This window comes from Exiguobacterium sp. OS-77 (genome assembly GCF_000414195.2).
GTDB lineage: Bacteria > Bacillota > Bacilli > Exiguobacteriales > Exiguobacteriaceae > Exiguobacterium_A > Exiguobacterium_A indicum.
In genome coordinates, this window is sequence record NZ_DF239008.1 from 1,962,547 (window position 1) to 1,988,716 (window position 26,170).

Below are 26,170 nucleotides of genomic sequence, written 5' to 3' on the forward strand. Positions count from 1 at the left end.
TATTACAACAAATGTTATTAGAATATATTTTAGAAATCGAATTGAAACACAACGGTCTGATAGTTGAATGCTATACTCTCGTTAGTCAAATGACCGCATCACTCACTTCAACACACACTAAACGCATCCACTTCTATAGATGTCATTCCGACGACAACACTAGATATTCAACTTAGGAGGAACATTCATGAAACGAACAATCACGACGTTAGCAATGAGCGCCCTCGTTGTTTCAGGTTTTGCAGCTACGGGCACAGGTAAAGTTGAAGCCTCTTCTGGCTCATCGTATAAAGTAAAGATTAAAGCAGACGGACTTCGCGTCCGGACTGGTCCATCGTTAAAACACCGCATCGTCGACGGCGTCAATGCGGGTCAAACATTCAAGTACCTCGGTCAGACAGGGAACTGGACGAAAATCATGCATAAAGGTGAAAAACGCTACGTCTATTCTGGTTACGTCAAGAAGTACAGTACTTCTAGCAAATCAGCGAAAAAAGCTTCGTTCTCTTCATCGACTGGATTCATGCGTCCGACAAGCGGACCAATCACGCAAGGCTACGGGAATGCTAGCGGTAAGTACGGCTACACGTTCCACAACGGCATCGATTTCGGAGCACCGACTGGAGCACCAGTTAAAGCAGCTGCTGCCGGAAAAGTCATCAAGTCGTCATATCAGGGAGCTTATGGTAACCATGTCATGGTCGAACATAATGTGAACGGTATTTCGTACACAACCGTGTATGCTCACCTTAGCAAACGTTCTGTCTTCGTCGGTCAATCAATCCCGAAAGGCGCGAATATCGGAGCTGTCGGTAGCACTGGTAACTCATTCGGATCTCACCTGCACTTCGAGATCCACCGCGGAAACTACACCTACAGCGGTTCGTCTGCAGCAAGCAGCGTCAACCCACTCGCTTTCTTATAATCACTTTTAAGGTACTCCGTACGGGGTACCTTTTTTGAATTCCATCCAATTTTACATTTTATCCAATTACACCCAAATGAGTCAACTTACTTTCATGATGATAGCAAGCGACTAGTATTAAATCTTACTAGACTAATTCGTTGAATTGATAAGATTGTCTTTCTTTCATTAAAACATTAAAATCCCCGTAAACATGACTTCTCGTAATGTCTACGGGGATAGCGATATAGTGTTAGACGAGCATTTCTGTCTGTTTCGCTTCAATCGTCGAGGCGATCGCACGCGCTGCGGCTTGTCCTCCGTAAATCGAGCGAGCGAACGGACCAACCGTTAAGTCAGCGAGGCTGCCTGTCGCGAATAAGTTCTCTCCCCATTCAAAGGTTTCTTCATCTAATAACGGTGTCCGGCAAGGAGATAATGGCAGCTTCAACTCTTGCTGGACGGCTTCAAGCCAAGATCCTTCAACGACCATCGGACGGATACCCGTTGCGCAAATAATCGATTCAGCGGTGAGAATACGACCATCCATCAGCTTTACTCCGCTTTCGACTTCCTGCTCGACTTCACCAATCACATGACTGATGATTCCTTCTCGAATCAGATGACGGACACGTTGAATCAAATCCTGTGTTGCCGTTCCCGGGCGACGCTCCTGTACGATCAGCGCTCGTTTTTCGCTAGCCGACAAGGACTTGAATGGTGTCAATCCTTTTGGTCCCATGAATTTTCGATCGGCATCGAATGCACTTTTTTCGAGCGGACGTCGTGAAAGAAGGGTCACCTGCCCGGGATAGCGCTCGGCACATTGAATCGTATGATGCAGAGCACTAATTCCACCTCCGATGATGACGACCGGTGGTGTATCGTGCTTCGATAAGAAAACGTGACGCGCCGATTTCGCCCATTCTGGCATGACGTGATGTTCCGATTGTCCGAGAGCGAGAACGACATGGTTTGTTCGTAACTCGCCTTCGTCTGTCGAGACAATCCACGTTCCGCTTTCTCGTCTTAGTCCTGTGACTTCCCCTTGGACCCAGCTCGCCTCCACTTCATTTTGCTTCGCCAATTGAAGAGCATGGTCGTTGAATAATTCCAAGGATGGCCGTCCGTATGTATCCTTGAAGGCTTGATGTGTATAATCCTGTTCTTCCGCATGATGCCTGAGACTCGTCGGATTCGTCGAAGTGTGGTGCACCCGAGTTGAACGTAGGTAAGGCATGCCGATCCGTTCGGTTTGTTTCCGCCAGTTCATCAATGGTTGCCGATGACGGTCGATGATCCGTATCATCTCCCGATCGATTCCTTTTTCACGTAAGGCATTGAATACCGTCATTCCATGAATTCCTCCGCCAACAATCACCCATTCATATCGATCCGTCATCACAAAACTCCTTTACCTTAATTAAATCGTAATCATTACGTTTTATAACGATAGCGTGTTTTTAAGAAGAATTCAAGCGTCATTCGACGAAAGCCCATAAAAAATCCGCTTCCTCTCGGTAGAGGAAGCGGATTTAAACGCATCAATCAGGAAGAAGCATGTTTCGCTAGATACGCTTTCGAATAGCGGTCAGCTGCGATGATCGCATCCGCGACTTCGTCCGCCGTGACGTTAAAACCGCTGTGGATCGTCTCGCCTTCAGCAGTCGCTGCCTCGCCGACCTTGACGATGTCTTCACGCGACGCATCTTTTAGCTTGACGTCTTCGAGCGTCACCGGTAAGCCAAGATCCGTGTAGAGCGCGATGTACCGCTCGATTTCTTCTTGTGGATGTTCTTCGAGCGCCAGTTGAACGAGTGTACCAAAGGCAACTTTCTCACCATGCGTTAAGTGGTGAATCTCACCATCCAGCGCTGTAAACCCGTTATGGATCGCATGCGCTGCAGCTAATCCACCACTCTCGAAGCCGAGTCCACTTAAGAGCGTATTTGCCTCGACGACGGCTTCAAGTGCCGGCGTGACGACTTGCGCTTGAACGGATTCATACGCCAAGCGACCATGCTCGAACAAGACTTCCTCACACCGTTTAGCGATCGCTTGTGCCGCAATCGTTGGTCGTCCTCCTGCCATCGTTTGTCCACCAAAAGCGACGACACTCCGGACCTCGACCCACGTCGCGAGCGCATCCGCGATTCCGGACGCGAAGAAACGCGCTGGTGCTTGGGCGATCAGCTTCGTATCGACGAGAACGAGATCGGGATTCTTCTTATAGAATCGGTAACTTTCGAAAATCCCTTCGTCGGAATAGATGACGGACAGGGCACTCGTCGGGGCATCGGTCGAAGCAAGCGTCGGAACGATGACGACGGACACGTTCAGCTCATCCGAGACGGCTTTTGCCGTATCGAGCGTCTTTCCGCCTCCCACACCCATGACGAACCGGACATCTGCCGCTTGTGCTTGCTCAGCGATTCGTTTCACTTCATGCCGTGAGGCTTCACCACTGAAGTCCGCTTTCTCGATGCCGACGTTTTCGCCGGACAACGAATGCTCAACACGTTCCTTGACGATTTTCCAGACGACATCATCCGCGATGACGAGCGCTTTTTCACCGAACGGGCTCACATATGTACCGAGCCGGTCAATGACATCCTTTCCTTGGACATACTTTGAGGGACTAATGAAGACACGTTCTGACATGTTTCAACATCCTTTCTGTAAGGGACACGATAGTCAATGACATACAGTAGAGGAATTGCCTTTTCTGCTGACGTTTAAACCCCATCGATTCGAATCATTTTGACAAAACGGGTACTCTTTCAAGTGCTTGAACAATAAGAAGTCGATCACTTTTTAAACGCTTGTCTGGATCAGGACCGAACCATTCGAGACTTGCTGTCAAGTGATCGAGATGACCTGAAACGTCTTCAAAGAACTGGTGATAATCGACGATGCCTTCGAACAATGGAACCATCCCTTCCCGCGATCCACTTGCCGCATAGACATTTGTTGGTTCAAAGACTGAGAATTGATCAACATTCGCCACTGTTTTTAAATGTAGGTGATCCACATACGATGCGAGTCTGAAGTATGCTTCGACGGGATCTGCCTTTGATTCGATGACGTGTAAGACGTCAAAGTTGATTCGACATGCCGGGTGGTTGATCGCTTGTAGTAAACGTATCGTTGCCTCTACCGTATCTGTTGCCGTGTTCGGATGAAATTCAAGTAATAATCGCTGTCCTGCAGGATCAAGGACACGGCAAATCCCGTTCAATCGATAAACGAGTTGATCCCATTTGGCATCGGATAAGGTATGGCTCGCCTCATTACCAGCAAAGATGCGGATGCGCTGCGTTCCGATTCGTGTCGCTAATCGCGAGAGTCGTTTCGTCTCCGCAAGTAGTTTTGACATCGGTGTGCTTAAATTTAAATAATGACTCAACATACTGACGTTCAGATGGGACGACTTCAGCCGATCGACTTCTTCCGTTCTTAAATGTTCAGCATGAACACCCCAAATATCAATGGCGTCAAAGTGTTCTTCTGTAGCAAAATCGATCAAATCATTAAATGAACGCAGATGATGCCGATAGCTGATCGTACAGAGTGCGAGTTTCATGTTCAATCCCCTCCTGTCGTTGATACGCATGGAACGTGTCGACGAGTTGCCGTTTAATGGCACTCTCCCGTGCCCATTGTTCTTCGATCAATCGTTCGATTTCTAAGTACACTTCCGGTTGGCGCGTTACAGCGTATTTGACAGCCCGATGCTGGATGACAGAGTATTGATTGACTAATGTTTCAACCTCATCCGTCCATTCTTCAAAATCAGATGTCTGCAAGTCGCGTCCAATCGCTTCATATAAATAAGCAAATGCATGCTCATAGGCATATTTTCGAATGGCAATGACAGGTAACTGCTTTAAGGCATTCGGTAATCCCTCAGGTTGTTCACGATAGTGATGCACAACACGTTTGACTGCCTCAGTCAATGGATGTTGTACTTTTATACAACTCATGAAATACGCACTTACCGTCGTCGCATTCGGTATTCGAACATCCGTACTTCGAAACGCAAACCCACCAGCGACAGCAGGATGACGGACCGCTTCAAGAATACGTTCTCTTTCTAGTTCACCTTCATACCGGAAATCAGGATCAAGCATATGCCATATTTCCGGATCTTCTGTCGCCTCTAACATGACGTAGTGGGGAAACACATCATGGTGAAATTTATTTTCGCGCTCAGGTAGACTAGCTAAATCCAACATGACGATCACTGACTCGTCCATATTTTTCTGTTCAATCCGTTGAATCAGCTGAGTGATGTTTTCTTCTTTTGATTGTTTGTGATCGTACCATTCTTCGACTGGGATTCCGTAAAGACGTTCATACCAAACAAGCATCTCCTGATGGTTAATTGTTTCATCATGATGCGAGAGGACATAATCGGCTGACATGGAAAAGGAAGAGTCCCACACGCCAAAGTAATAGGGACGATGGTCCGCGGCCGATCGTTTAATCGTCTCGCAGACGCAACTGACGAGACAGTGTACTTTAATCATGAATGACCTCCTGTAAAACAGACATCAACTCTTCTACTCGCATTTTGGGAAGGGCTGACATGTGCTCATCGGGAATCACTAATCCGTGTTCCAATTCAAGGTGAAGCAACAGATGAATCAAGCGCATCGAATCCAGTCCTAGATCATCTCGTAGAGAGTCTGTTGTCGAAATAGCGACAGATGATGACCATTCGAGCTGTTCGGTCAGTATATCTTCGAATTGCGCAATCGTTAAACGGGACATGTTTGTTCCCCCAATCGTTTTCTACTCACTTTCCCATTCACAGACAGCTCAATTTGCTCAACGAGTTGCCACTCCGTCGGTCGTTGATGAGGTGCGAGATGCTGCGTGCAATGTTGTTTTAGTTCTTCCTCCGATGCCGTCGTCACGAGTTGAGCGCAGACGCGCTCTCCTTGGAACGCATCCATTCGTTTAAAGACGACGACAGCCTCGACGGTTGGCAGCTGATACAAGACATCTTCGACTTCTCCGGGGTAGACGGATAAGCCAGACACATTGATCATCTCATCGAGTCGGCTAAGAAAGTGCAGCCCGTCTTCAACGTACATTAAATCCTTCGTACCAATCCGTACGCCTTGTTGCGAAACGACTAATTCTGCTGGTTTTCCCTTCGTTCCAGTTTCAATCTCAAGATGCTCTAGTGGAAAGCCGATCGCTTGCGGACTCGGCGGATTCGGATGAAGTGCGATACAGCCGATTTCTGAACAGCCATATTGTTGAAGCAAATGATGTGTCTTCCGTTCAATCGAACGGAACCACTTTTCTGGTAATGTCATCCCGGAAATCATCACTGCGTGAACGGATTCCGGGAACAAACTCATCGCATACGCCAGTCCCGGTGCCGTATAGATGATCGCGTCCGGATGCAAACGATGGATTGCTAGCACATGACGTGGTGAGAAATCTTGTAAGATGACTGGTGTTGCTCCACGTCTTAAAGTCGCGAACACTCCACACAGTAATCCGAATGAGTGCGACGTCGGACAAGCAACGATCGTCGCTTTCGTCGTCAGCGGAAAACTATTCGTATAGGCATTCAGTTCCGTCTCGATCGACTCCCATGTCCGGTGAATGATTTTCGGTTGCCCCGTCGTACCGGAACTGAATTGAATCAATCCACCCGCACGTTTTTCCGCTTCCGGAAGCGGAACGATGGTCTCTTGATAAATCAAATAGTCACATCCGGCTTGTATCGCTAGACGCTCAGCACCGGAAACAGGCGTCTCCGGATGAATGGGAAGGATTGTTCCATTCATTCGTCGCATCGCAAGACAGAGAGCTAACCACGCTTTTGTATCTGACGTACAGATGGCTACGGTCTTCCCTTCCGTTATGAACGACTGCTTCACCAGTTCGTGTGTCGTCAATTCTTCTTCTGTCACCCATTCTTTCTCAATCCATAGCATGATTGTCTTCCTCTCCTCGTTGAACGAGTGAATTTTTTACATCGATTTGATTCGTCAAACCAAACCGTGGTACCAGTAAGGCTTCTGCCGTTACTCTTTGTTCGTACCATCCGATGCGTTCTAGTCGGTCCCGATCAATCGGCAACCCCTCGATCGTCTGATGCATCCAATCAAAGAACGTCGCTTCATTCAAGTTCTCCGTCAGTTCAAGTTGATACGCTAGTTCCGTCAAATGATAGACGAATAATGTATCGTACAGCAGCTCGCGTAAGGCAAGCGGGTGTGACATTTCGTAATAGGTGTTGAGCGGTGCATCAAAATCAGGATGTAGCCTCTTAAAATCGGGTACATTCGATGGATCGTCGAGTAACTCGGTGACGAATTCGACGCTATCATGAAAATCGCGGAGAATGATCCGTTCCGGCCATCCGTCCCGTAAGACAAGTAACGTATTTTGAGCGTGAGCTTCCACACCGATTCCTTTCTCGATCACGAGTCGGATGACTGGTTCGAGATAGACGCCAAAGAATCGACGAAGCCACCGTTCATGACCATATCGTTCCAACCACGGTTCTAAAAAATGTCGTCCATCCACCTCGATTTGAGCAAGTGCGGTCAAAGGCATGACTTGCTCACCCGGTTGAGCATACGTCAAGACGTTTTCACGAAAGACACAGCCGACCCGACCCGCAAGTGGACCGCTCGAGCCGACGCATGAAGCAAATTCAGATAACAACGTCATCGGCAATTCACTCGCCTGTTTTTTCAACCAATCCGATACTGCAGGAGCTGCCACGACATTCGGCACGGAAAAAGTCCGAACGGCTGACGTTTGCTTCAAGTCGAGCGGCAATTTGATATGCGGTAGTTCGGGCTGACCTGGACAAAAAACGGTTCGAATCGACTGCGTCGCTTGCACGAATATCCCTCCTTCGCCTAAGTCGACACCTCCGACTTGTGCCACCTCCTGCTTGATACGTAACCATTGCCATGGGTGGACCGGAAGAATCTGATAATCGGTTTGATTGAGCTCTTCCAGTTTGACTAAAAACATATGTAGGAGCGGTTCTCCAAGGATCAGTGGAATAGGTAAGATTCCATTCCCTTGAACGAGCATAGAAGGTAAGGCAATCCAATGTAACTGGAAGCGATTGCCCGCTTCAGGTCCGTATGCCTCGTGATCAGCTCGCGAAAAACCAATCCTTGATTTATAACAAGGATGATAGGGATGCCCTTCGATGATGGTCTGCTCCAACTCTTCATAATCTAAGCCTGCTCGATGGATTCGTAGACGATGTCGCTGCGACGAGTCATCGAAATCATGTGTACGTCGCAACTCTTCCTGAAAGTCGTCCGGGATCGGCAACTGCGTCAAGAGATGCTCAAACCAGTCGTTGACGCCAGATGACTTCGATGAGCGTAACGTCGTGATGTCGAGCCGGATTCGGTCGAAAGGACCGCGTTTTCCTTCGACTGTCACTTCACTATCTTTTATGTGGAATGTAAAACGATGCTTCGTTCCGTTGTTCATTTCAGTAAAAGGAAGAATCTGCTCGAATAACAAACTCTCAAGAAGTTGTTTGCAGATGCGTGTTTTGCTGTCGTAAAGCATAGTTGCCCTCCCGTAACGGATTATCCAAGTCGATGAAACAAACCCGTTCCCCCTCGACTTCAAGTTCATCGAGTCTTTGTAGGCGTGTTAGTAAATTCGCCTTGTATGGAAGTGTCGGCGATTCTAACAACATCAAAAGCCAAGCTCTGCCTCGCCCTTCTAGACTTTTAACTCGTACTTGACACCATTCGTGCAGTAACGCGATAGCAACTTCTTCCTTTAATAATGTGTCTGCTGCCAATCGGTCGATGATACTCGCTAGATGGTTCCAAATCATGTAGTACGTCAAACGCTCAGCAATGACTTCTTCTGGGTAGAACAACGTCGTATGCTTCAGTTCCGGTTCCAGCAGGGTAAAGGAATCTCGATTCGTGTCTGCTAAGTAATAGCCTTGATTATCCCGGACGTGATATCGAACCGGCCATCCGTCTTCCAATGTGATGAGACTATTTTGCTGATGCGCCTCGAGTCCGATTCCTTGTTCCTCATACAGTGTAACGATTGCTCCTAACGTCAACTCCAGGTACTGTTTCCACCACCGAGTGACATGTTTCGATGCGATTGATCCCGACTGCCGGATGAGCCGCAGCAGGAGCGATTCTGAATTCGGTAATGCCGGTTGGACGAGTGCCGCAACATTTACCGCGTGGGGTGCTGGCTCTCGCAAAATGACTTCGAATCCGGTCTCTTCTTTAGTCCGGATCGCTAAATATGCAGGATCGTGAATAAGGTCAAACGTATCAGGCAGAGACAGATGACAAAACAAGCGATACATCAAATAACCAGCCTCTAATTCGTGTCGCTTGTTGACGCGTCTTGAGTTCGTCACTTGGACAGGGATGGATAACTTCAACATATGACTTCGGTCGAGTGATTCGACGGTCCGGATCGACGAAGTTGCGTTATAGAGTGGTCCAGATGCGCCGTGATAACGGATAATATCTTGCTCAAACCATTGCTCGACTGTCGGCTGACGCAACAAATACTCGGCTTGAAGTGGATGAATCGGAACGAGTCGCTCTTGCGCTGTCACTTGAATCGAATCACCCAGTTGGTTTTCCATCAGCTGACTGATTGTCTCGTAGCTACCTGAACGTTCTTCGAGCAATGTCTCATGTACTGTAAAATAGTGAAGTTGAAACGGTTGACGGAATTCAGGCGCATACGCCTTTTGTTGCCAGTCGGTCATACCGACTCTACTTTTCGGGGTCGGATGGAACCAATGACCACACCACAAGCGTTGTTCATAATCGATGAACGTCTCTTGCTCTTGTGCGTTCAGCTGTTCCTCTAAAATCAATTGCACTGTCCGGTGACTGTCAAGAACGCGAAAGAGTAAGTCCGTTTGATTCGGGTCTTTTTGTTGAAGCTTGATGCAACAGGTGATGATACAGGACATGGCTGAAACTTCCCGCCATCCGCTTTTTGTCTCTTCACGAATCATTCCAATCTCGTGGCGTCCGATGATGGAACGACGTTTGATTTCGATGAGATACGGCTTCATCCAATAAAAAGAGGATGTCTCGGATGCATCAAACGGTCTCTCGTTGACCCATTCGCCCGGGTTCACTTCTCTGATGTAGCTGTTCATGAACGATTGAAGCGTCACCTCGGTCGCTAATCGCTCGATTTGTTCTTCGCATGTTCGCACGCTCTACTCCTCCTCTTATTGAAAATCATTCTCATTCCACATCAATAGAAAAACGGGTTTCCCCGTTTTTGATGGTGCGTATACACACTTATTTTAAGTAAAACGTTTTCAAGTTCCTTCAATCCGTTTTCACAATCGATTAAATGCAGAAGTCACATATCGTCGTGAGATTTAACACCAATCAAACAAACGATCCTCCCTAATATTCGTACGACAAGGCGACGACTTTTTAGGTTCATTTGTCAGTCTTCTCTGCCTCATCGTGAACTCCATCTGTAATGATAATCATTATCAATGATGAGTGACATGGATTTTCTTTTCATTCTTCATGGACAAACAAAACAGTTACTATCGCTGATATATGTATGCAATTGACGTAACATATGCATTCTCCCAAGTGGTCCCCACGGATCCCAATCGACACTGTCTGGGTAAAATATACGCTCCGACCTAACGGCACGAAGCGTTTGCCACACCCTCGTTCCTCGAATTCGTTCCACATCTGCAGGTTGACTCCACAGTATGAACAAACCATCCGGATCCAACTGCTGTAATGTTTCTAGGCTGATTGTCATGTAGACGGTGTGCGGGAGTCCTTCCACGGGCTGTAAACCGATTTCACTGAACAGAAAATCTAACATCGTATGCCCTGTTCGTCCGTACAGTCGGATTTCTGAGTCTCTGATCCAAATAACTGCCCATGTCACATTCCGATTGAATTCGAACTGTTGCTTCACAATTGTTTCAAGCGTTTCGACTTCGTTGATGATGTCAGTCGTTCGCTCAAGCGTATCGGTTGCCGTAGCAACAGCATACAAGTAATCCTTCCAACAAGTTTGTTTCGAAATATCGATGACCGGACAAGACGTCAACATAGGTGGTGATTCACCTCGTATCGGTGTCCGTAAAACGAGATCGAGATTTGATGTCTCAAACCATTCCGGTAAAATCGTTGCTGACGCGTCGTATAGTTGCGTACCTTCGAGTTCACTTAAATAGTCTGGCACACCGTTCGAACGATATTGTGTCGGAAAAGACGGTGCGATGACAGGTTGAATGCCAAGTGCCAATAAGTGATCTTGCAACAACGCTTGACTCCAGATTCCGACCCGTGGAAACAACCGTTTCCGGTACTGACTTGGTGATAGTCCCTCACGTTTTTTAAAGAGACGGCTGAAATAAAATTCATCATTGATTGATACACGTTCTGCGATCTCAGCAATCGTCCAATCTGGATGTGCAATCATCCACTCCTTCGCCCGTTGCATCCGCAATTGATGAATCAGTTCCTTTGGTGATTGATCGTAGTGCTTTTTGAATTGGCGGGAAAACGTCGGCAGTGACATATTCAACTCATTTGCCAAGTCACTGACTGTTCGTGATTTTCCGAGTTCTTCTAACCACTGGGACGTCACTTCCCCAAACGTCTGCTCATGACGACGTTCACTTAATTGCTCGAGCAGTTGATACAGATAGCGATGCTGTCTAAAAGAACCGGTCATTGTGTTTGGACATCCGCGCATTCGTTCTAAACACTCCACTAGTTCATCAGTTGGTTGACGGTAGACTAGAAATGGCGTCAATTCAACGTCTAACTGATACAACAAACAATGCCCTTCCTGAACGATGAATCGTTCACCTGGTTTCATGATGAAACAGGCTTCGCCCGATTCTAGACGTTTCCTTTCCGTGTAGGTAATGCCAACGCCTTGTATGACGACAATCAAACCCGGACGTATCGCTAATTGTCCTCCTGTCTGTAAAGCGTGTTTCCTCACTCGAAATGCATGCAGTGCTTCTGTCATTTTCAACTCACTCCTAAAAACATATACCATCTGACGCTTTTCTGTATCCGTTCAATCTTGATCAATATGAAAGGGAATCTTCGAGATGCTTTTCTTTCACTTGCCTACGTGATCGTTTATTGTTGTGTCGATCATAGATCTGCTGTCTTAAATCCAATCACATCATAGTAATGTTGCTGACCGTCAAGAATGAAGGAGGGACCTGGTTGCCCCCTTCTTTCTCGGTGACCGGCAAGGTGTACCTCACTCGTTTCCCACGCTTTCCAGTCTTGTTCCGATTCCCAGCGGATCAGGACAAGAACTTCTTCTTCCTCTTTTGTACGCTTCTTATGTAAGACACTTAAATCGAGGAACCCTGGTTGTTGCTCGATGATTCCCTTTCCTGAAAAACGCTCGATCATTTCAACAGCACTTCCTTTTTTGACTTTAAATGTCTTTAATTGGATGAACATCACCTATCACTCCTTCTAATTGATAATGAATATCATTTGCATTAACACTATAGCATTATTCCACCGGTTTTTGTCAACAACTGTTGTTAGAATACGTTTCATCGTTACAAAAAAATCCCTTCACCCAGTGTAATCTGAGTGAAGGGATTTAATTTAAGCCACACGCGACGACGATTGTGTCTCCGCTGTTTTCTTACCGACGACTGCTCCGATCACTCCACCAATGATGGCTGGTACGACCCATCCAAGACTGACGGAAGCAAACGGTAGTACCGCGTCGAACACGTTCGTGACGGCTGAGACGTTAATCCCTGCTGTCTTCAATCCATCAAATAAGCTGACAACGAATGTCATCCATAGCGCCCCTTGATAAACGGCTGGTTTACCTTTAAAGAGTGGATGCAAGAATGTCAGGAAGATGAGACAGATTGCCAGTGGATAAAGCGTCATCAAGACTGGTTTTGAGACGGCGAGCAATTGATTCAGACCGATGTTCGCAACGAGTGCACTGAAGACCGATAGACCAATCGTCCATTTGACGTATGAGATTTTTGGCACGAGTGCCGAGAAGAACGACGCACAGGCCGTGATCAAGCCGACGCTTGTCGTCATACAGGCGACCGTGATCATCAGACCGAGCAAAATTGCACCGTATTCACCGAAGTAATAATCCGACACAGCTGACAAGATCTCTGCGCCGTTCGCCAGTTGTCCGATTTCAGAGACACTCGAAGCACCCATGAAGGCAAGCGCCGAATACGTGATTGCTAGCAAGGCTGCTGCGATCAATGACGCTTTCGTACAAATCAACAGTAACTGTCGCTTCGATGTGACACCTTTTTCCTTGATCGCTGCGATGATGATGATCCCGAAGACGAAAGCACCGAGTGCATCGAGCGTCATATATCCTTCCTGGAAACCGTTAAAGAAGGCATTCGACTGATATGTCTTCAAAGGATTCTGAAAACTTCCGATCGGATGCAGGACAGCGACGACGATCAACAGACCGATGAACGTGATCTTAATCGGTGTCAGGACTTTCCCGACGACATCGACGATTTTCGTCGGATTCAATGATAAGAGACAAGCAACCGTGTAGAACAAGACCGTAAAGATGAGCAGCGGCCAGTGGCTCGTCGATTCACTGAAGAACGGCTTGATTCCGATCTCATACGAGACCGTTCCGGCACGAGGAATCGCGAAGAAGGGACCGATCGCAAGATACAAAATGACCGAGAACCCGATTCCAAACGCAGGATGAACGCGTGACGCCATCGCTTGTAAATCGCGTTCCCCTGAAAACGCGAATGCAAGAATCGCAAGCAATGGTAGACCGACACCGGTGACGAGGAATCCGGCATTGGCGACCCAGACATGCTCCCCTGCGAGCTGTCCGAGCATCGGCGGAAAGATGAGATTTCCTGCCCCGAAGAATAAGGCGAAGAGCATCATGCCGATGACGATGATAAATGATGTTGGAACAGTTTTAGACATAATAAACCCCCACTGATGATGATCGACTTCATCTCGCTCCCTAAGCAGATGAAGTACTTCGTTCGAAAGGATACCATACGTTTAAGAGCTCGTGCTAGGAGTTTATCTGGAGAATATTCTGAAAATTGTGCAGAAAGTTTGGTGGAGCTATGGTCTATAGAATTTGTTACGTCTGTGCGTCGAAGCATGAAACCGGATTCATAAGTTCATATGACGTAGTAGGATTAAAAGGCTTCATGGAGAAAGTAAATATATGGATAATCAAACAGGAGGTTTTTCTATGAAATTGATCTATCTTCTTAGCGCCACCCTTTTACTTGCCAGTTGTTCCCCCGCTGCCGAAAAACCAAAGACGTATGACATCTCATTTACGCATGAGAAACAAGAGATTCAAATCGTTCCTTTGTACAGGGCGTATGACGATTACATTCAAGCGGTTTCGAAACATCCAGAGGACAATGAGGCACTATTTAAAAAATATGTATTGGGCGCTAAAAATAGCGTCATCAAAAAAGAACAGCTCCAAGCGATGCCCGTTCCTAGCCTTTATGAACAGCCATCGGAAAACATCAAGGACTTAAAGCAGATGAATACATATTTGAAAAAACACCATCAGCGCATCATGAAACAGATCAAGTCCAGTCTCCTGACTTCGATGAAACAACTTCCACGAGATGAAAAGCTCGTCGTCTTCGTCTCCCCGACGACACCAATCGAGCATGATGATGCCAAACATTATGGCGGTGTCAGCGGTGTCGCTCAAGGAAACAATTCGATGAGTCTATTCTTCTTGAAGGATTTTTCAGAAACATCATTACGCAACACAACGGTGCATGAGTACCACCATACCGTAGCCCTCGATGAACCGAATCGTGCGACGATGCTCGATTACATCATCCTCGAAGGAAAAGCGGAATTCTTTGCCCACAAGCTTTATCCTGTGGAATCATCGGAAGCGATCGCCCCTCTACTTGACCATACTTTAGAGCATGTGATTTCGGAGCTGAATGCGGAACGATTGACGACGGATGATCTGTTCTTAGGAAATTACGAAAAACAAATTCCATCGTTCGTAAAATACAGACTCGGCTACATGATCGTCTCCGACTTCGTGAAGCAACATCCCGAGATTTCCTTGAAGGAATGGTCACGGATGTCCTCCGTGCAAATTCTCGAAAAAAGCAGTTACAAGAAGAAATTAAGGATTCGCTAAAATCAATAAAGCACGAGACAACGGGAGCAAACATCTCCTTCGTCTCGTGCTTTATTAGTTAACCTTCGTATTTTTTGACGATCGTCGCTACCCCTTGACCGCCCCCGACGCATAACGTCGCAAGACCATGTGTCTCACCCGTCCGCTCGAGTTCATGGATCAACGTAACGAGAATCCGCGCCCCACTCGCACCGATAGGATGACCGAGCGCGATTGCACCGCCATTTCGGTTGAGCTTCTCATGCGGGAACTGTAGCTCCGCATCGACCGCGAGAGATTGTGCCGCGAACGCTTCGTTCGCTTCGATGACATCAATCTCCTCAAGCGTCAGTCCCGCTTTATCGAGTGCCTTTTGGACCGCTTGGACGGGACCGATTCCCATGATGCTCGGGTCGACACCGGACGTTCCGTTCGCGACGATCTCAACGAGTGGTGTCACGCCGAGTTCTTGTGCCTTTGTCACGGACATGATGACGAGCGCCGCAGCTCCGTCATTGATGCCAGATGCATTGCCTGCCGTGACCGTTCCGTCCTTCTTGAATGCCGGGCGCAAACGACTGAGTGTTTCGACAGATGTTCCGGCACGTGGAAACTCATCTTGATCAAAACGGATCGGGTCGCCTTTTCGTTGTGGAATCAACACTGGCGTGATTTCCGAAACGAACCGTTCTTCTGCTAATGCCGTCTGCGCTTTTTGCTGACTCGTCGCCGCGAACTGGTCCTGGGCTTCGCGGGAGAGTTCGTAGATGTCGGCTAAATTCTCCGCCGTGATTCCCATGTGATAGTCATTAAACGCACACTCAAGTCCATCATGGATGATCGTATCTACGAGCGGTTGGTCACCCATCTTCAGCCCAGACCGCGCGCCCGATAGGACATACGGCGCTTGGCTCATGTTCTCCATCCCACCGGCAACGATGACATCGGCTTCACCCGACTTGATCGCCTGATACGCGAGATGGACGGCTGAGAGACCGGATCCGCAGACCTTGTTAACGGTCATCGCTGGACATGTCTCCGGTAATCCGGCAGCGAGTGCCGCTTGCCGTGCTGGATTTTGACCAAGTCCTGCTGAGAGGACGTTACCGAAAAAGACTTCATCGACGTGATTCCCAGCGACACCTGCTTTTTCAAGTGCTGCACGGATGACTGTCGCTCCGAGTTCGGTTGCTTTGACGTCCTTCAAACTCCCATTGAAATTTCCGATCGCCGTGCGCGTCGCACTGACGATGACGACTGCTTCACTCATCTGCTCCATCTCCTTATTGAATCGTATATCCTCCATCGAGTACGTTCGCTTGTCCTGTGATTCCTTTTGCTTTGCGGCTCGCAAGGAACAATGCATAATCCGCGATTTCCTCGACGGCGAGCAACCGTTTTTGTGGAACGAGCGGATAGATGACTTCCTCAAGTACCTTCTCAAGTTCGACGTGACGCGTCTTCGCCAAGTCTTCCATTTGATTTCGGACGAGCGGTGTATCGACATACCCCGGGCAAATCGCGTTAACGGTGATCCCGTGTTCTGCTCCTTCAAGGGCTGCGACCTTCGTCAGACCGAGTAATCCATGCTTCGCCGAGTTATACGCCGCTTTCCCAGCAAAACCGATTAAACCATTGATCGATGCCATGTTAAGAATCCGTCCGTAGCCTTGTTCCTTCATGATCGGAAAGGCATGTTTGATAGCGATGAACGGCGCCGTCAACATGATCTTGATCATCAATTCGAATTTCTCAGTCGGAAACTCTTCAATTGGTGAGACGTGTTGAAGACCCGCGTTATTGATCAAGACGTCGAGTCGACCAAACTGTTCGACCGTCTGCTTCAAGACGACTTCGACCTGTGCTTCATCAGTGACGTTGAGCGTCATGCCGACCGCTTCATGACCAGCTGCGCGAATCGCTGCCGCCGCCTCTTCTGCTGCTTCTGCGCGAACGTCCGTTACGACGACCTTCGCTCCTGCCGCAGCAAACGCCTTTGAGATTTCAAGACCAATTCCGCTTCCTGCACCTGTGACGAGTACGATATCTCCTTGAACCATCTGCTTCACTCCCCTACCGTCACGCGCTCGAGTTCCGGACTGACCGTGAATCGTGCTTCCGTGACTTGTTTGACGTCTTCGACCGTATGACCATTCAGCGTCTCGATCAAGACCATTCCGTCCGGTGTGAAATCAAAGACGGCCCGGTCCGTAATCAAACGGTTGACGACGGCGCGTCCTGTCAACGGCAAGGTACACGCCTGTTTGACTTTCGATTCGCCATGTTTGTTGACATGCTCCATGATGATGACGACGCGTTTTGCTCCGTTGACGAGGTCCATCGCTCCGCCCATGCCTTTGACCATCTTGCCCGGAATCATCCAGTTCGCGAGGTCACCGTTCTGATCGACTTCCATCCCGCCGAGGATCGCGAGGTCGATGTGCCCGCCGCGAATCATCGCGAACGATTCGGCACTGTCGAAGTAAGATGCTCCGGATTGTGCCGTGACCGTTTCTTTGCCGGCATTGATTTCGTCGGCATCGACTTCATGATCAAGCGGATACGGTCCGATGCCAAGCAGTCCATTTTCGGATTGCAGCATGACATGCATATCGTCCGGAATCGCATTGGCGATCAATGTCGGAATCCCGATCCCGAGATTGACGTACATCCCATCTTCAACTTCCTGAAGTGCGCGTTCAATGATGATCTCTCGTGTCGTTTTCATATCCGTCTCCTCCTCAAGCTTCCCGGACAGTCCGGCGTTCGATGCGTTTTTCATAATCCGTTCCGACGACGATGCGCTGAACGTAGACAGCAGGTGTATGGATCTCATTCGGATCGAGTTCACCGACTTCGACCAGTTCTTCGACTTCAACGATCGTTACTTTTCCGGCTGTTGCGACGATCGGGTTAAAGTTGCGTGACGTCTTCCGGAAGACGAGATTCCCGAGTCGATCTGCTTTCCATGCCTTGACGATCGCAAAATCACCGACGATTCCTTCTTCAAGGAGATACGTCTTCCCGTCGAACTCCTTTTGTTCCTTCCCTTCAGCAATTGGTGTGCCGACGCCTGTTGGTGTATAGAAACCGGGAATGCCAGCTCCACCAGCACGGATACGTTCGGCAAGCGTACCTTGTGGGACGAGATCGACTTCGATTTCGCCACTAAGGTATTGTTGCTCGAACGTCTTGTTTTCCCCGACATACGACGAAATCATCTTCTTGATTTGTCGCGTCTGCAAGAGGAGACCGAGTCCGAAGTCATCGACGCCACAGTTATTACTGACGACCGTCAAATCCTTGACGCCCTTCTCTTGCAACGCGGTAATTGATTTTTCTGGGATTCCGCAGAGTCCGAAGCCCCCTACGACTAGCGTCGCCCCGTCAAAGATGTCTGCTGTTGCTTCCGCGAATGATCCGTATACTTTCCCCTGTTTCATCTGATGATGCCCCCTTCTAAACTCTTAATACAAACCAGTCAAGCTATACAATCCGATCATCAAGAAGACCGTCACTGTCTTGAGAATCGTAATCATGAAGATGTCCTTATACGACTGACGATGCGTCAGCCCCGTAACGGCAAGTAACGTGATGACGGCACCGTTATGCGGTAACGTATCCATCCCGCCGGACGCCATCGAGATGACGCGGTGCATGACTTCCGGTGGCACGCCGCCTGATGTGATGGCTTGCGTATATTTATCCGACATCGCACTTAACGCAATCCCCATTCCACCCGATGCGGAACCAGTGACACCGGCAAGTGTCGTCGTCGTGACGGCTCCGTTGACGAGCGGATTCGTAAATGTCTCTGAGATCCCGCTTGAGACGGACTTGAATCCTGGTAACGCTGCGATGACGCCTCCGAAACCATACTCAGCACCTGTATTCATGACCGCTAGGAGCGCACCACCGATACTGACGTTCAGACCAGCTTGGAAATTCGTCTTGATCTTCGGGAAGTCATACAGCATCGCTGCGAGAATTCCGATCAATAACGCCATTTGGACGGACCAGATCGCAAGAACGGCCGGTGTCTCGATCTTTCCGAATGCCTCTAGACCAATTGCTGAAAAATCAAATCCTTCCGGATACCATTTCGGAATCGAGAGTGTGAAGACTTTGTTCATGACGGCAACGAGGACGAGTGGAACGAAGGCAAGGACTTGCCGATAGACCGGTTGACGATCCGTCTCGAGCGTCATTTCTGGTTCATTCTTCAACTCCATCTGCGGTGCGGCACTTGCCGCTGTTGCTTCAAATCCAGCGTATCCTTCCCCCGCTTGATGGGCTTTTTTCTTGCGTGACTCGAGGTACCACATGCCGACGACTAGGATGAACAATCCACCGACCGTTCCCATGATCGGTGCAGCGTAGATATCCGTTTTGAAGAACGTCGTTGGGATGACGTTTTGAATCTGTGGTGTTCCTGGTAAGGCATCCATCGTGAACGTGAATGCACCAAGAGCGATTGTTCCCGGGATGAGGCGCTTCGGGATGTTCGCTTCGCGGAACAAGTTCGCTGCGAACGGATAAACAGCGAAGACGACGACGAACAGGCTGACACCGCTATATGTAAGAATGGCGCCGAGTAAGACGATGGCAAGAATGGCGCGTTTCGCACCGATCATGCGGATGATCGTCTTTGCGATCGATTCTGCGATACCAGACATCTCAACGACTTTTCCGAAAATCGCTCCGAGGAGGAAGACCGGGAAGTACGCCTTGATGAAGCCGACCATCTTTTCCATGAAGATATTCGAGAAGAAGGGTAACACCCAATCCGGGTTCGTCAGTAAGACGGCGAACAAGGCACAGATTGGCGCAAATAGGATGACCGAAAAACCACGATAGGCAACGAACATCAATAGGGATAAGGCAAGAAGAATGATGACAAGTTCCATAAGTAGATCTCCTTCGATTTTAGTAAGCGCTTTCATATCGCTTCTTCATCATTTAACAACGCAGTGTCGAGGAGGTCAATTAAATTCCGTCAAACTATAAGTACAGCTTATAGAAATCATAAGTTCACATTATAGACACAATTGCATCAAATAGATTATTTTTTCAAGGAACAGGAGTTAGTCCTTTTATGGCGTATGTCTTTTAAGTAACGTACTTTATTTGAAAGGATGGACATTTCATGAAAAGCATCCTTTTTGACGTCTTGCATAACGTGACGCTATTAATGGCTGGTTTCTATCTGCTCGGAAAATTATCACCGCTCCCGATCACCCGTGAATCCCCACGGCTGACACGCGTGTTGTACGGTCTTGCTCTAACTGTCATCTCGTTACTACTCATGCAGATGACGATTGAAGCAGCACCTGGCGTCATGGTTGATTTGCGTCATATTCCGGTCGTCGTCGCTGCCTATTTTGGTGGCGCCATCCCGACAACGATTGTGACGATTGCAATCATCATCTATCGTTTCAGTTTAGGAACGAATCTAGCAGCCTTCACCGCATTCGGCTTCATTGTCGCCATTGCTTTAGGAACGAGCTTAATCGTTCGCGAAATGCCACCTTATGCAAAACGAACATTCACACTCGTGACGCTCTACGCGACGGCTTTACACGCTCTTGTCTTATGGATTGTCTTACCGAAACAGATTCTTCTACTTGAAGTGATAGCAGTCGTCATTCCTGCATCGTTCGTCAGTAGTTGGCTCGCCCTACTGATCATCCGCGATATTCGCTTGAACAAACAATCATTACGGATGCTTCGGCAAAAAGCGCAACTCGACTTTTTGACAGGATTGAACAATTCACGCGCCTTTAATGAATACTTCACGGATGTCAAACAGCGATTGATTCTAATCAAACAGTCGGTCGTGTTGTTGACGATCGACATTGATCATTTTAAACAGGTCAACGATACGTATGGACATGAGGCGGGCGACGAGGTGCTACGGCAGTTCGCCAATCGACTGCGCGATGGAGTGGCAGAAAGCGGGTATTTATCCCGTAACGGCGGTGAGGAGTTTTCAGTCCTGTTTGAGAGTGCTCCGCTTGCTGAAGTCTTGCCTTTAGCAGAGCAATTACGCGAACGGATCGCTTCTAGTCCGTTCCGACTAGCGACGACAGAGCTACCGCTCACAGCATCGTTTGGTTTAGCCGCATACGATGAGACGACACTGCAAATCGACGATCTTCTACTGGATGCGGATGCTGCTCTCTATCAAGCAAAGCAACAAGGACGGAATCAAGTCGTCCTGTTTTCTCCTAATGCAGAATCTGCCGTCAGCTTTCAAGAATAACGATGGACGCCACCTCTGAAATCCGCTACCTTTAAAGAAGAGGTAGGTGATTGGCATGAAGTTAGCAAAAGGTCCCTATATCCTGATCGGCCTCATTTTAGGTCTCTTGTTCGGATTCATTGGTGACAACTTCTATTTGTATGTATCAGCAGGTATTCTCGTCGGAGCACTGCTTGAATTGTATGTTGCATACGAACAACGCAAAAAAAATAAAAAATCATGATGGAGGTACCAGCATGACATTCAGTGATCTATTTCTTTCAACGCTCTCGTATATCGGTGTCGCGACCGTACTCCTTGCAATCGGTGTCGTCCTGTTCGAGGTGACGACGAAATCGAAGGAACTCGAACTCATCCGTAATGGGAAGAAAGCGGCCGTCTACGCCTTCGGTGGACGTATTCTTGGTCTCGCCATCGTCCTCTATTCGAGTATCTCGAACTCTGTCAGCATTCTCGATATGGTGTTATGGGGCGCACTCGCGATCGTCTTACAAATCGTTTTATTCTATCTCGCGGATTTACTAATCCCACGTCTGAGCATGACGAAAGAGATTGATGCGAACAATGAAGCAGTCGGCTTGCTGCTCCTCTTCTTATCGATTTCGATCGGTTTGATCATTGCAGGATCGCTTACATATTAAGACACATGAAAACAGCCCTGGATCATTAGGATTCAGGGCTGTTTAGATTGTATATCATTTAATCCATATTATAGATTCTAGCTTTATAAGGTCGTAATCTAACTGTGTCATTCGAAACGTTCAAATTTATCCATCCTAAACCCCATCCATATTAGTTCCAAACTGAAGTAATTTCTTTTTCAAACATGACGGCCTCTCCTTCTTGAGAACGATCGACCTCATCTTTTATATATTGTGCAGGTGTAACGACCTCATTCCAAGCACTCTTCAGATAGTTTGCTTGATCGACGTTCATCGATTCCTTACCGTGCATATTGCTCGCAACATATTCAAGCGCCTCAATATAAGCAGTATAGTTCTTCGCTACTTTTTGTAAGGATTTTGATTCTGGATCATTCGACTTGAATTGGAAAGATTTTTCGATGTGGTACATCGTATCAATCTTCGACCTTAGTTCATTCATGGTCACATTCTTTGTAATGGAATCACCCGTCGAATAAGGTGCAAAGTTAGCCATATCTCGCATCGATCTATCGATGTAGTCTTTTCGATTGACTGAATTGACGGTCTTAGCATCCATCAACTCCTCATGCTCTTTATCTATATAAGGTGTTGTATAAGGGATATATCCTGCTTGATACGAATACAAGCTTCCCCCGATTAATACAATGACTGTCGAATAGAAATATAAATATCGTTTTTTCAAAATACCCTCTCCTTAATGCTATGAAATTTTATGTATCTTACATCCCTCTATTAAGATCTGTAAAAAATGTTCGGGAGCAGTAGATTCCTCATAACATCATTCATTTCTTTCAAATTGCTACTTTTTCAATCTTTCATCGACTTTTGATCCACGATAAGAAATTTAGAAACCATTACAAAAAGTGGGTACGTTAATACAATGGTGATTAAAATGAAGCCTAAACCAGGGCTTGGCATATCTCCTTCATTCGTGACTGGAATAATCCTACTTATGAGATATGTGAATAAAACAAAGTAGACGAACCAGGAAAGACAGATGATTCGTTCAAACGACTTATGTAGCGTGGACGTGAAGGTGATCCGTCTAATTAAAAAAGGAATACTGATTAGAGTGAGGCATCCGATCATGATATTCAGAGTCCAAAACATACTTGAAGATATATCAGTAAGTCTTATGATTCGATTGATATTTAGCATGAATTGTAATGGAACGAATAAAGCGATGGCATATAAAAAGCTAGCTATGTTGATGTTTAAAAAGGTTTTCATTCAATGAATCTCCTTTCGAAAACAATGTTTTTCCTTGAATCATGATTGATACAATCCACATCTTACCAGACCGTGCTTTAGGAAAAGAGATTTTGAGTGCTGTTTTTCACTTTTTTTAATATTTAAAGTAAGATAGTTCTCTTTTAAATCGTGGTCAAGACTCTTCCTTTGTACGTCTATTAAATGACACACTTCTAATGTGTCGTTCAATAAACTAGAATCCTTAGATGTCCACGGGATGAAAATGATATATTAATTAAAGACTGCATCTTATATCGTTGTACCTAAAATGTTCTCTAACACTCCATTTTATTAATATCAATGAAATCTAACTAAGGGAGACAGTATGTGCGAAATATTAATGTATACCAATCTTGCTATTGCAGGTCTCACGATCCTTCTTTTCTTTACAAAAAAAGTAGAGCAACCAAATTTTCGAGTCCTAGTAATTGGTGTCAATCTATCTATTGTTATAGTAAGTATTGTGCTTTTTATACTTAAAGATAGTGCCACATATGGCACGTTTGTAAAAACACTCTCGATTAGTATCTATATGATATTATTTGTAACCTATGACCTCGCAACTAATCGACTTAGAAACATATTAATCTGGTCTTTCCTAGTATGTGCGACTGTACTCATCTCCGGGCTTTTATTAGAGTAAAACAATAGCGTTAAAATGACCTGATGTAGCAATCAGGTCATTTTAACGCTATTGAGATGAATGTTTCGAGTAAAGAACGAATTCAATATGTACAGTACATGATTAGCTTTTCAAACATCATTGTAATGGATAGATACGTAAAATGATTTACGGAGTAATCATCACCATAACGGAAAAACATACAACAGCCGCTAAAATAGCACCTGTTATCATTTTGAAAACAAATGCCCAGTAAGATAACGATTGTCTGTTATACCGATCCAACTCCCGGATAGGTAAATTAAGTACGAGCAGAATAACTCCAAATGTTAAAATCATAAAAATATTTGTGTTGAGTTCATAGCGACCAATTAGCATTGTCGTGATAAACAGTATAAAACAAGCAATATAACATCGTATTAATAGTCCTTTATTCACATATCCACCTCACGGATCAGCATGATTATTTCCTTTTCCATACTATACATTATAGATTCTATACGTAAGCTTTATTATTTTCGAACAAAAAAGCCTCAACCTGATATAACACATCACCATTTCAACTAAATATACGCAAGGAGAAATGAATGAAAATTAAGCTGCAAACATTAAATGATATCGAAACCAATCAATACATACCGATTAAATCTAATAGTTCTTTTCCTGAAGATTATTACGCGGATCTTTTAGGAAACATGGATGAAACATCGCTACGGTTCATTTCGAAAAAAATGCAAATCAATATGTTGTATTTCTACATGAGATTTCATTATTTTATCGAGGAAAATGTCACAGAATACTGCCAAGATCAGAATTTATCTATCCACTGGCTAGGTGAAGGAGATAGCTATAAATTCGCTAAAATAGACGTTGATAGCATTCAAAAATTTAAAAAATGTTTTTTCTTAATCAATATAATCACTGAACGCATGGGAGATATCACTTTATTTTCGGTAGGCGATAATTTAGAGATTCCGAGTGGTGAAGCCCTTATAACAGATGGTAGATTTTTTATAACTGAGAACAGCGAAAGGGAATGTGTTACAGTTCTTATTTCGGAAGACGTATATGGCACATTCCGCTTGATGTCTAATGATCCGATGTATACCCCAAAATCCTTACAAGAGAAGTTAGATGAATTGATTTTCTTTGTTTAAAGAGCTACTAACTCATTAAAAAAACTTTCATATTCTAAAAAACTTTTTCTAAATATACAGCTATGTTATTGCAACTACAATTAAAACGGCTAGAGCCCGTTCAAATCCTGGACTCAAGCCGTTTAAATACCTAATAGCTAATTGCTGTTATTTTTCAAGCTCCTCTAGCTCCGTCCGCGAACGTGGAAAACCATTCGCTTGCCACTCCGACCGATAGATCGAATCCAGTTTCGTCAATCCGACCTCATCCGGGTCCTTCGCAGCATCGGGACTCGGATCCTGATCGAGATGCTCTAAATAATCACGTAGCGCATCGGTCTGTGTGCCCTGTTCCCGCTTCCTGAACAACAATAGACTCGCACCGGCAATGACACCTGCTCCGAATAAATACCGTTTTTTCAAGCCCATACGGTTTCCTTCTTTCTTTCCTTAAACCAATCCACCACCGTCACGCAGTCGTGGATGCGCGATACGTTTGACCTTTCCCTCTTCGACCGTCAGGACATGATCAGGCTGTCGCTCGAAGTAACCGGTCTCGAGTACACCCGACCAACTCTTCACTTCTTTTGCGAATACTCGGACGTCCGAGATGGCTGATAAGTCTACGTCAAGAATCACGTGACCTCCATCTGTAACGAAGGGACGATTGTCTTTCACGCGTAGCGTTGCGGATACATGCTTATCACGCAACCGTTGCCGCACATACGGTAAGGCAAACGGATCTAGTTCGACCGGTAACGGTCCGCTTAAATGATGGACGAACTTCGAGGAATCGGTCAGATAGAGCAATTCTCGACTCATCAGTGCGACGATTTTCTCGCGAAATAGTGCACCGCCACCACCTTTGATTGTTTGGAAGTGTCCGTCAATTTGATCGATCCCATCGATCGTCACATCGATTTCCATTCCCTCTTCCAAGTCGATCAACGGAATGTGTAACTGTTCCGCGAGTCGGACCGTCGCAAGTGACGTTGCCACGCCTTGAATCTGTAGTCCCGCCTGCACAAGTGGACCAAGCGCCTCGATGAACCGTTCCGTCGTCGAACCCGTCCCAAGACCCACTATCATCCCATCTTTCACGTAAGTTAGTGCTGCCTCAGCGACTAATTGTTTCTCCTGTTCATACATCCGCATCCCTCCCTACAT

The 26,170-nt window shown here is 46.5% G+C and carries 25 protein-coding genes; 6 read left to right on the forward strand and 19 right to left on the reverse strand.

The genetic code is table 11. From position 1 onward, the window contains the following. Positions 1–187: 187 nt before the first annotated feature. The gene (locus EXG77_RS10180) at positions 188–925 is read left to right on the forward strand and encodes a peptidoglycan DD-metalloendopeptidase family protein (RefSeq protein ID WP_035398042.1); all 738 of its coding nucleotides are present in this window, start codon (positions 188–190) and stop codon (positions 923–925) included. A 232-nt stretch (positions 926–1,157) separates the two neighbouring features. Here the strand turns inward: EXG77_RS10180 and EXG77_RS10185 are convergent, their stop codons facing one another. The 11 genes from EXG77_RS10185 to brnQ form a co-directional block, all read right to left on the reverse strand. Beyond that, on the reverse strand, positions 1,158–2,306 hold the full coding sequence (locus EXG77_RS10185) for an FAD/NAD(P)-binding protein (RefSeq protein ID WP_052017168.1): 1,149 nt from the start codon (positions 2,304–2,306) through the stop codon (positions 1,158–1,160). A 146-nt stretch (positions 2,307–2,452) separates the two neighbouring features. Further along, positions 2,453–3,565, reverse strand: coding sequence for a glycerol dehydrogenase (locus EXG77_RS10190; RefSeq protein WP_023467840.1), 1,113 nt, complete (start codon positions 3,563–3,565; stop codon positions 2,453–2,455). Positions 3,566–3,659: 94 nt separating this feature from the next. After that, complete coding sequence (locus tag EXG77_RS10195) at positions 3,660–4,487, reverse strand: sugar phosphate isomerase/epimerase (protein ID WP_035398044.1); 828 nt, start codon at positions 4,485–4,487, stop codon at positions 3,660–3,662. Next, positions 4,435–5,433: a DUF6005 family protein gene (locus tag EXG77_RS10200; RefSeq protein WP_081637410.1), complete on the reverse strand. Its 999-nt coding sequence runs from the start codon at positions 5,431–5,433 to the stop codon at positions 4,435–4,437. Before EXG77_RS10200 ends, EXG77_RS10195 begins: the two co-directional genes overlap by 53 nt. After that, positions 5,426–5,677 carry a phosphopantetheine-binding protein gene (locus EXG77_RS10205; RefSeq protein WP_023467837.1) on the reverse strand — a complete coding sequence of 84 codons (252 nt, stop codon included), beginning with the start codon at positions 5,675–5,677 and terminating at the stop codon, positions 5,426–5,428. The genes EXG77_RS10200 and EXG77_RS10205 overlap by 8 nt, the downstream gene beginning before the upstream one ends. Then, the gene (locus EXG77_RS10210) at positions 5,665–6,861 is read right to left on the reverse strand and encodes an AMP-binding protein (protein ID WP_035398046.1); all 1,197 of its coding nucleotides are present in this window, start codon (positions 6,859–6,861) and stop codon (positions 5,665–5,667) included. Before EXG77_RS10210 ends, EXG77_RS10205 begins: the two co-directional genes overlap by 13 nt. Beyond that, positions 6,848–8,473, reverse strand: coding sequence for an IucA/IucC family siderophore biosynthesis protein (locus EXG77_RS10215; protein ID WP_052017169.1), 1,626 nt, complete (start codon positions 8,471–8,473; stop codon positions 6,848–6,850). Before EXG77_RS10215 ends, EXG77_RS10210 begins: the two co-directional genes overlap by 14 nt. Then, complete coding sequence (locus EXG77_RS10220; protein ID WP_035398047.1) at positions 8,430–10,124, reverse strand: IucA/IucC family siderophore biosynthesis protein; 1,695 nt, start codon at positions 10,122–10,124, stop codon at positions 8,430–8,432. The genes EXG77_RS10215 and EXG77_RS10220 overlap by 44 nt, the downstream gene beginning before the upstream one ends. Positions 10,125–10,450: 326 nt before the next feature. Further along, a complete protein-coding gene (locus tag EXG77_RS10225) occupies positions 10,451–11,929 on the reverse strand; it encodes a helix-turn-helix domain-containing protein (RefSeq protein WP_052017170.1) in 1,479 nt (492 codons plus the stop codon). Positions 11,930–12,060: 131 nt separating this feature from the next. Then, complete coding sequence (locus EXG77_RS10230) at positions 12,061–12,381, reverse strand: antibiotic biosynthesis monooxygenase (protein ID WP_035398049.1); 321 nt, start codon at positions 12,379–12,381, stop codon at positions 12,061–12,063. 153 nt (positions 12,382–12,534) lie between these two features. Beyond that, entirely contained in the window at positions 12,535–13,875 is a 1,341-nt protein-coding gene (gene brnQ, locus EXG77_RS10235; protein ID WP_035398051.1) for a branched-chain amino acid transport system II carrier protein, read from the reverse strand. Positions 13,876–14,155: 280 nt separating this feature from the next. Between brnQ and EXG77_RS10240 the strand changes: the two genes are divergently transcribed. Then, positions 14,156–15,088 (forward strand): DUF2268 domain-containing protein, encoded by a 933-nt coding sequence (locus tag EXG77_RS10240; RefSeq protein WP_035398053.1) that lies wholly within the window; start codon positions 14,156–14,158, stop codon positions 15,086–15,088. 58 nt (positions 15,089–15,146) lie between these two features. Here EXG77_RS10240 and EXG77_RS10245 read toward each other — a convergent pair whose 3' ends face one another. Genes EXG77_RS10245 through EXG77_RS10265 form a run of 5 tightly spaced genes read right to left on the reverse strand, consistent with a single transcriptional unit; the run spans position 15,147 to position 19,974 of the window. Beyond that, on the reverse strand, positions 15,147–16,337 hold the full coding sequence (locus EXG77_RS10245) for an acetyl-CoA C-acetyltransferase (protein ID WP_035398055.1): 1,191 nt from the start codon (positions 16,335–16,337) through the stop codon (positions 15,147–15,149). Positions 16,338–16,350: 13 nt separating this feature from the next. Next, on the reverse strand, positions 16,351–17,127 hold the full coding sequence (locus EXG77_RS10250; RefSeq protein ID WP_023467828.1) for a 3-hydroxybutyrate dehydrogenase: 777 nt from the start codon (positions 17,125–17,127) through the stop codon (positions 16,351–16,353). A gap of 5 nt (positions 17,128–17,132) precedes the next feature. Further along, entirely contained in the window at positions 17,133–17,795 is a 663-nt protein-coding gene (locus tag EXG77_RS10255) for a 3-oxoacid CoA-transferase subunit B (RefSeq protein ID WP_035398057.1), read from the reverse strand. Between the two features lie 13 nt (positions 17,796–17,808). Continuing rightward, positions 17,809–18,510 carry a CoA transferase subunit A gene (locus EXG77_RS10260; RefSeq protein ID WP_035398060.1) on the reverse strand — a complete coding sequence of 234 codons (702 nt, stop codon included), beginning with the start codon at positions 18,508–18,510 and terminating at the stop codon, positions 17,809–17,811. A gap of 24 nt (positions 18,511–18,534) precedes the next feature. Then, positions 18,535–19,974 carry a GntP family permease gene (locus EXG77_RS10265; RefSeq protein WP_035398062.1) on the reverse strand — a complete coding sequence of 480 codons (1,440 nt, stop codon included), beginning with the start codon at positions 19,972–19,974 and terminating at the stop codon, positions 18,535–18,537. A 239-nt stretch (positions 19,975–20,213) separates the two neighbouring features. Here EXG77_RS10265 and EXG77_RS10270 point away from each other — a divergent pair, with 239 nt between their 5' ends. The 3 genes from EXG77_RS10270 to EXG77_RS10275 are packed head-to-tail and all read left to right on the forward strand — an operon-like array spanning position 20,214 to position 21,970. Further along, complete coding sequence (locus tag EXG77_RS10270; protein ID WP_052017171.1) at positions 20,214–21,329, forward strand: diguanylate cyclase; 1,116 nt, start codon at positions 20,214–20,216, stop codon at positions 21,327–21,329. 55 nt (positions 21,330–21,384) lie between these two features. Further along, positions 21,385–21,552, forward strand: a complete 168-nt coding sequence (locus tag EXG77_RS16460) for a hypothetical protein (protein ID WP_023467823.1) — start codon at positions 21,385–21,387, stop codon at positions 21,550–21,552. Positions 21,553–21,565: 13 nt separating this feature from the next. Continuing rightward, complete coding sequence (locus EXG77_RS10275; RefSeq protein WP_023467822.1) at positions 21,566–21,970, forward strand: DUF350 domain-containing protein; 405 nt, start codon at positions 21,566–21,568, stop codon at positions 21,968–21,970. A gap of 151 nt (positions 21,971–22,121) precedes the next feature. On the opposite strand, the gene EXG77_RS10280 is transcribed toward EXG77_RS10275, so the two are convergent. Next, positions 22,122–22,676: a hypothetical protein gene (locus EXG77_RS10280; protein WP_023467821.1), complete on the reverse strand. Its 555-nt coding sequence runs from the start codon at positions 22,674–22,676 to the stop codon at positions 22,122–22,124. 1,778 nt (positions 22,677–24,454) lie between these two features. Between EXG77_RS10280 and EXG77_RS10295 the strand changes: the two genes are divergently transcribed. Then, positions 24,455–25,024: a hypothetical protein gene (locus EXG77_RS10295; RefSeq protein ID WP_035398070.1), complete on the forward strand. Its 570-nt coding sequence runs from the start codon at positions 24,455–24,457 to the stop codon at positions 25,022–25,024. 147 nt (positions 25,025–25,171) lie between these two features. Here the strand turns inward: EXG77_RS10295 and EXG77_RS10300 are convergent, their stop codons facing one another. Further along, on the reverse strand, positions 25,172–25,432 hold the full coding sequence (locus tag EXG77_RS10300; RefSeq protein WP_035398072.1) for a hypothetical protein: 261 nt from the start codon (positions 25,430–25,432) through the stop codon (positions 25,172–25,174). Between the two features lie 21 nt (positions 25,433–25,453). Next, on the reverse strand, positions 25,454–26,152 hold the full coding sequence (gene rpiA, locus EXG77_RS10305) for a ribose-5-phosphate isomerase RpiA (RefSeq protein ID WP_035398074.1): 699 nt from the start codon (positions 26,150–26,152) through the stop codon (positions 25,454–25,456). Positions 26,153–26,170: the final 18 nt, after the last annotated feature.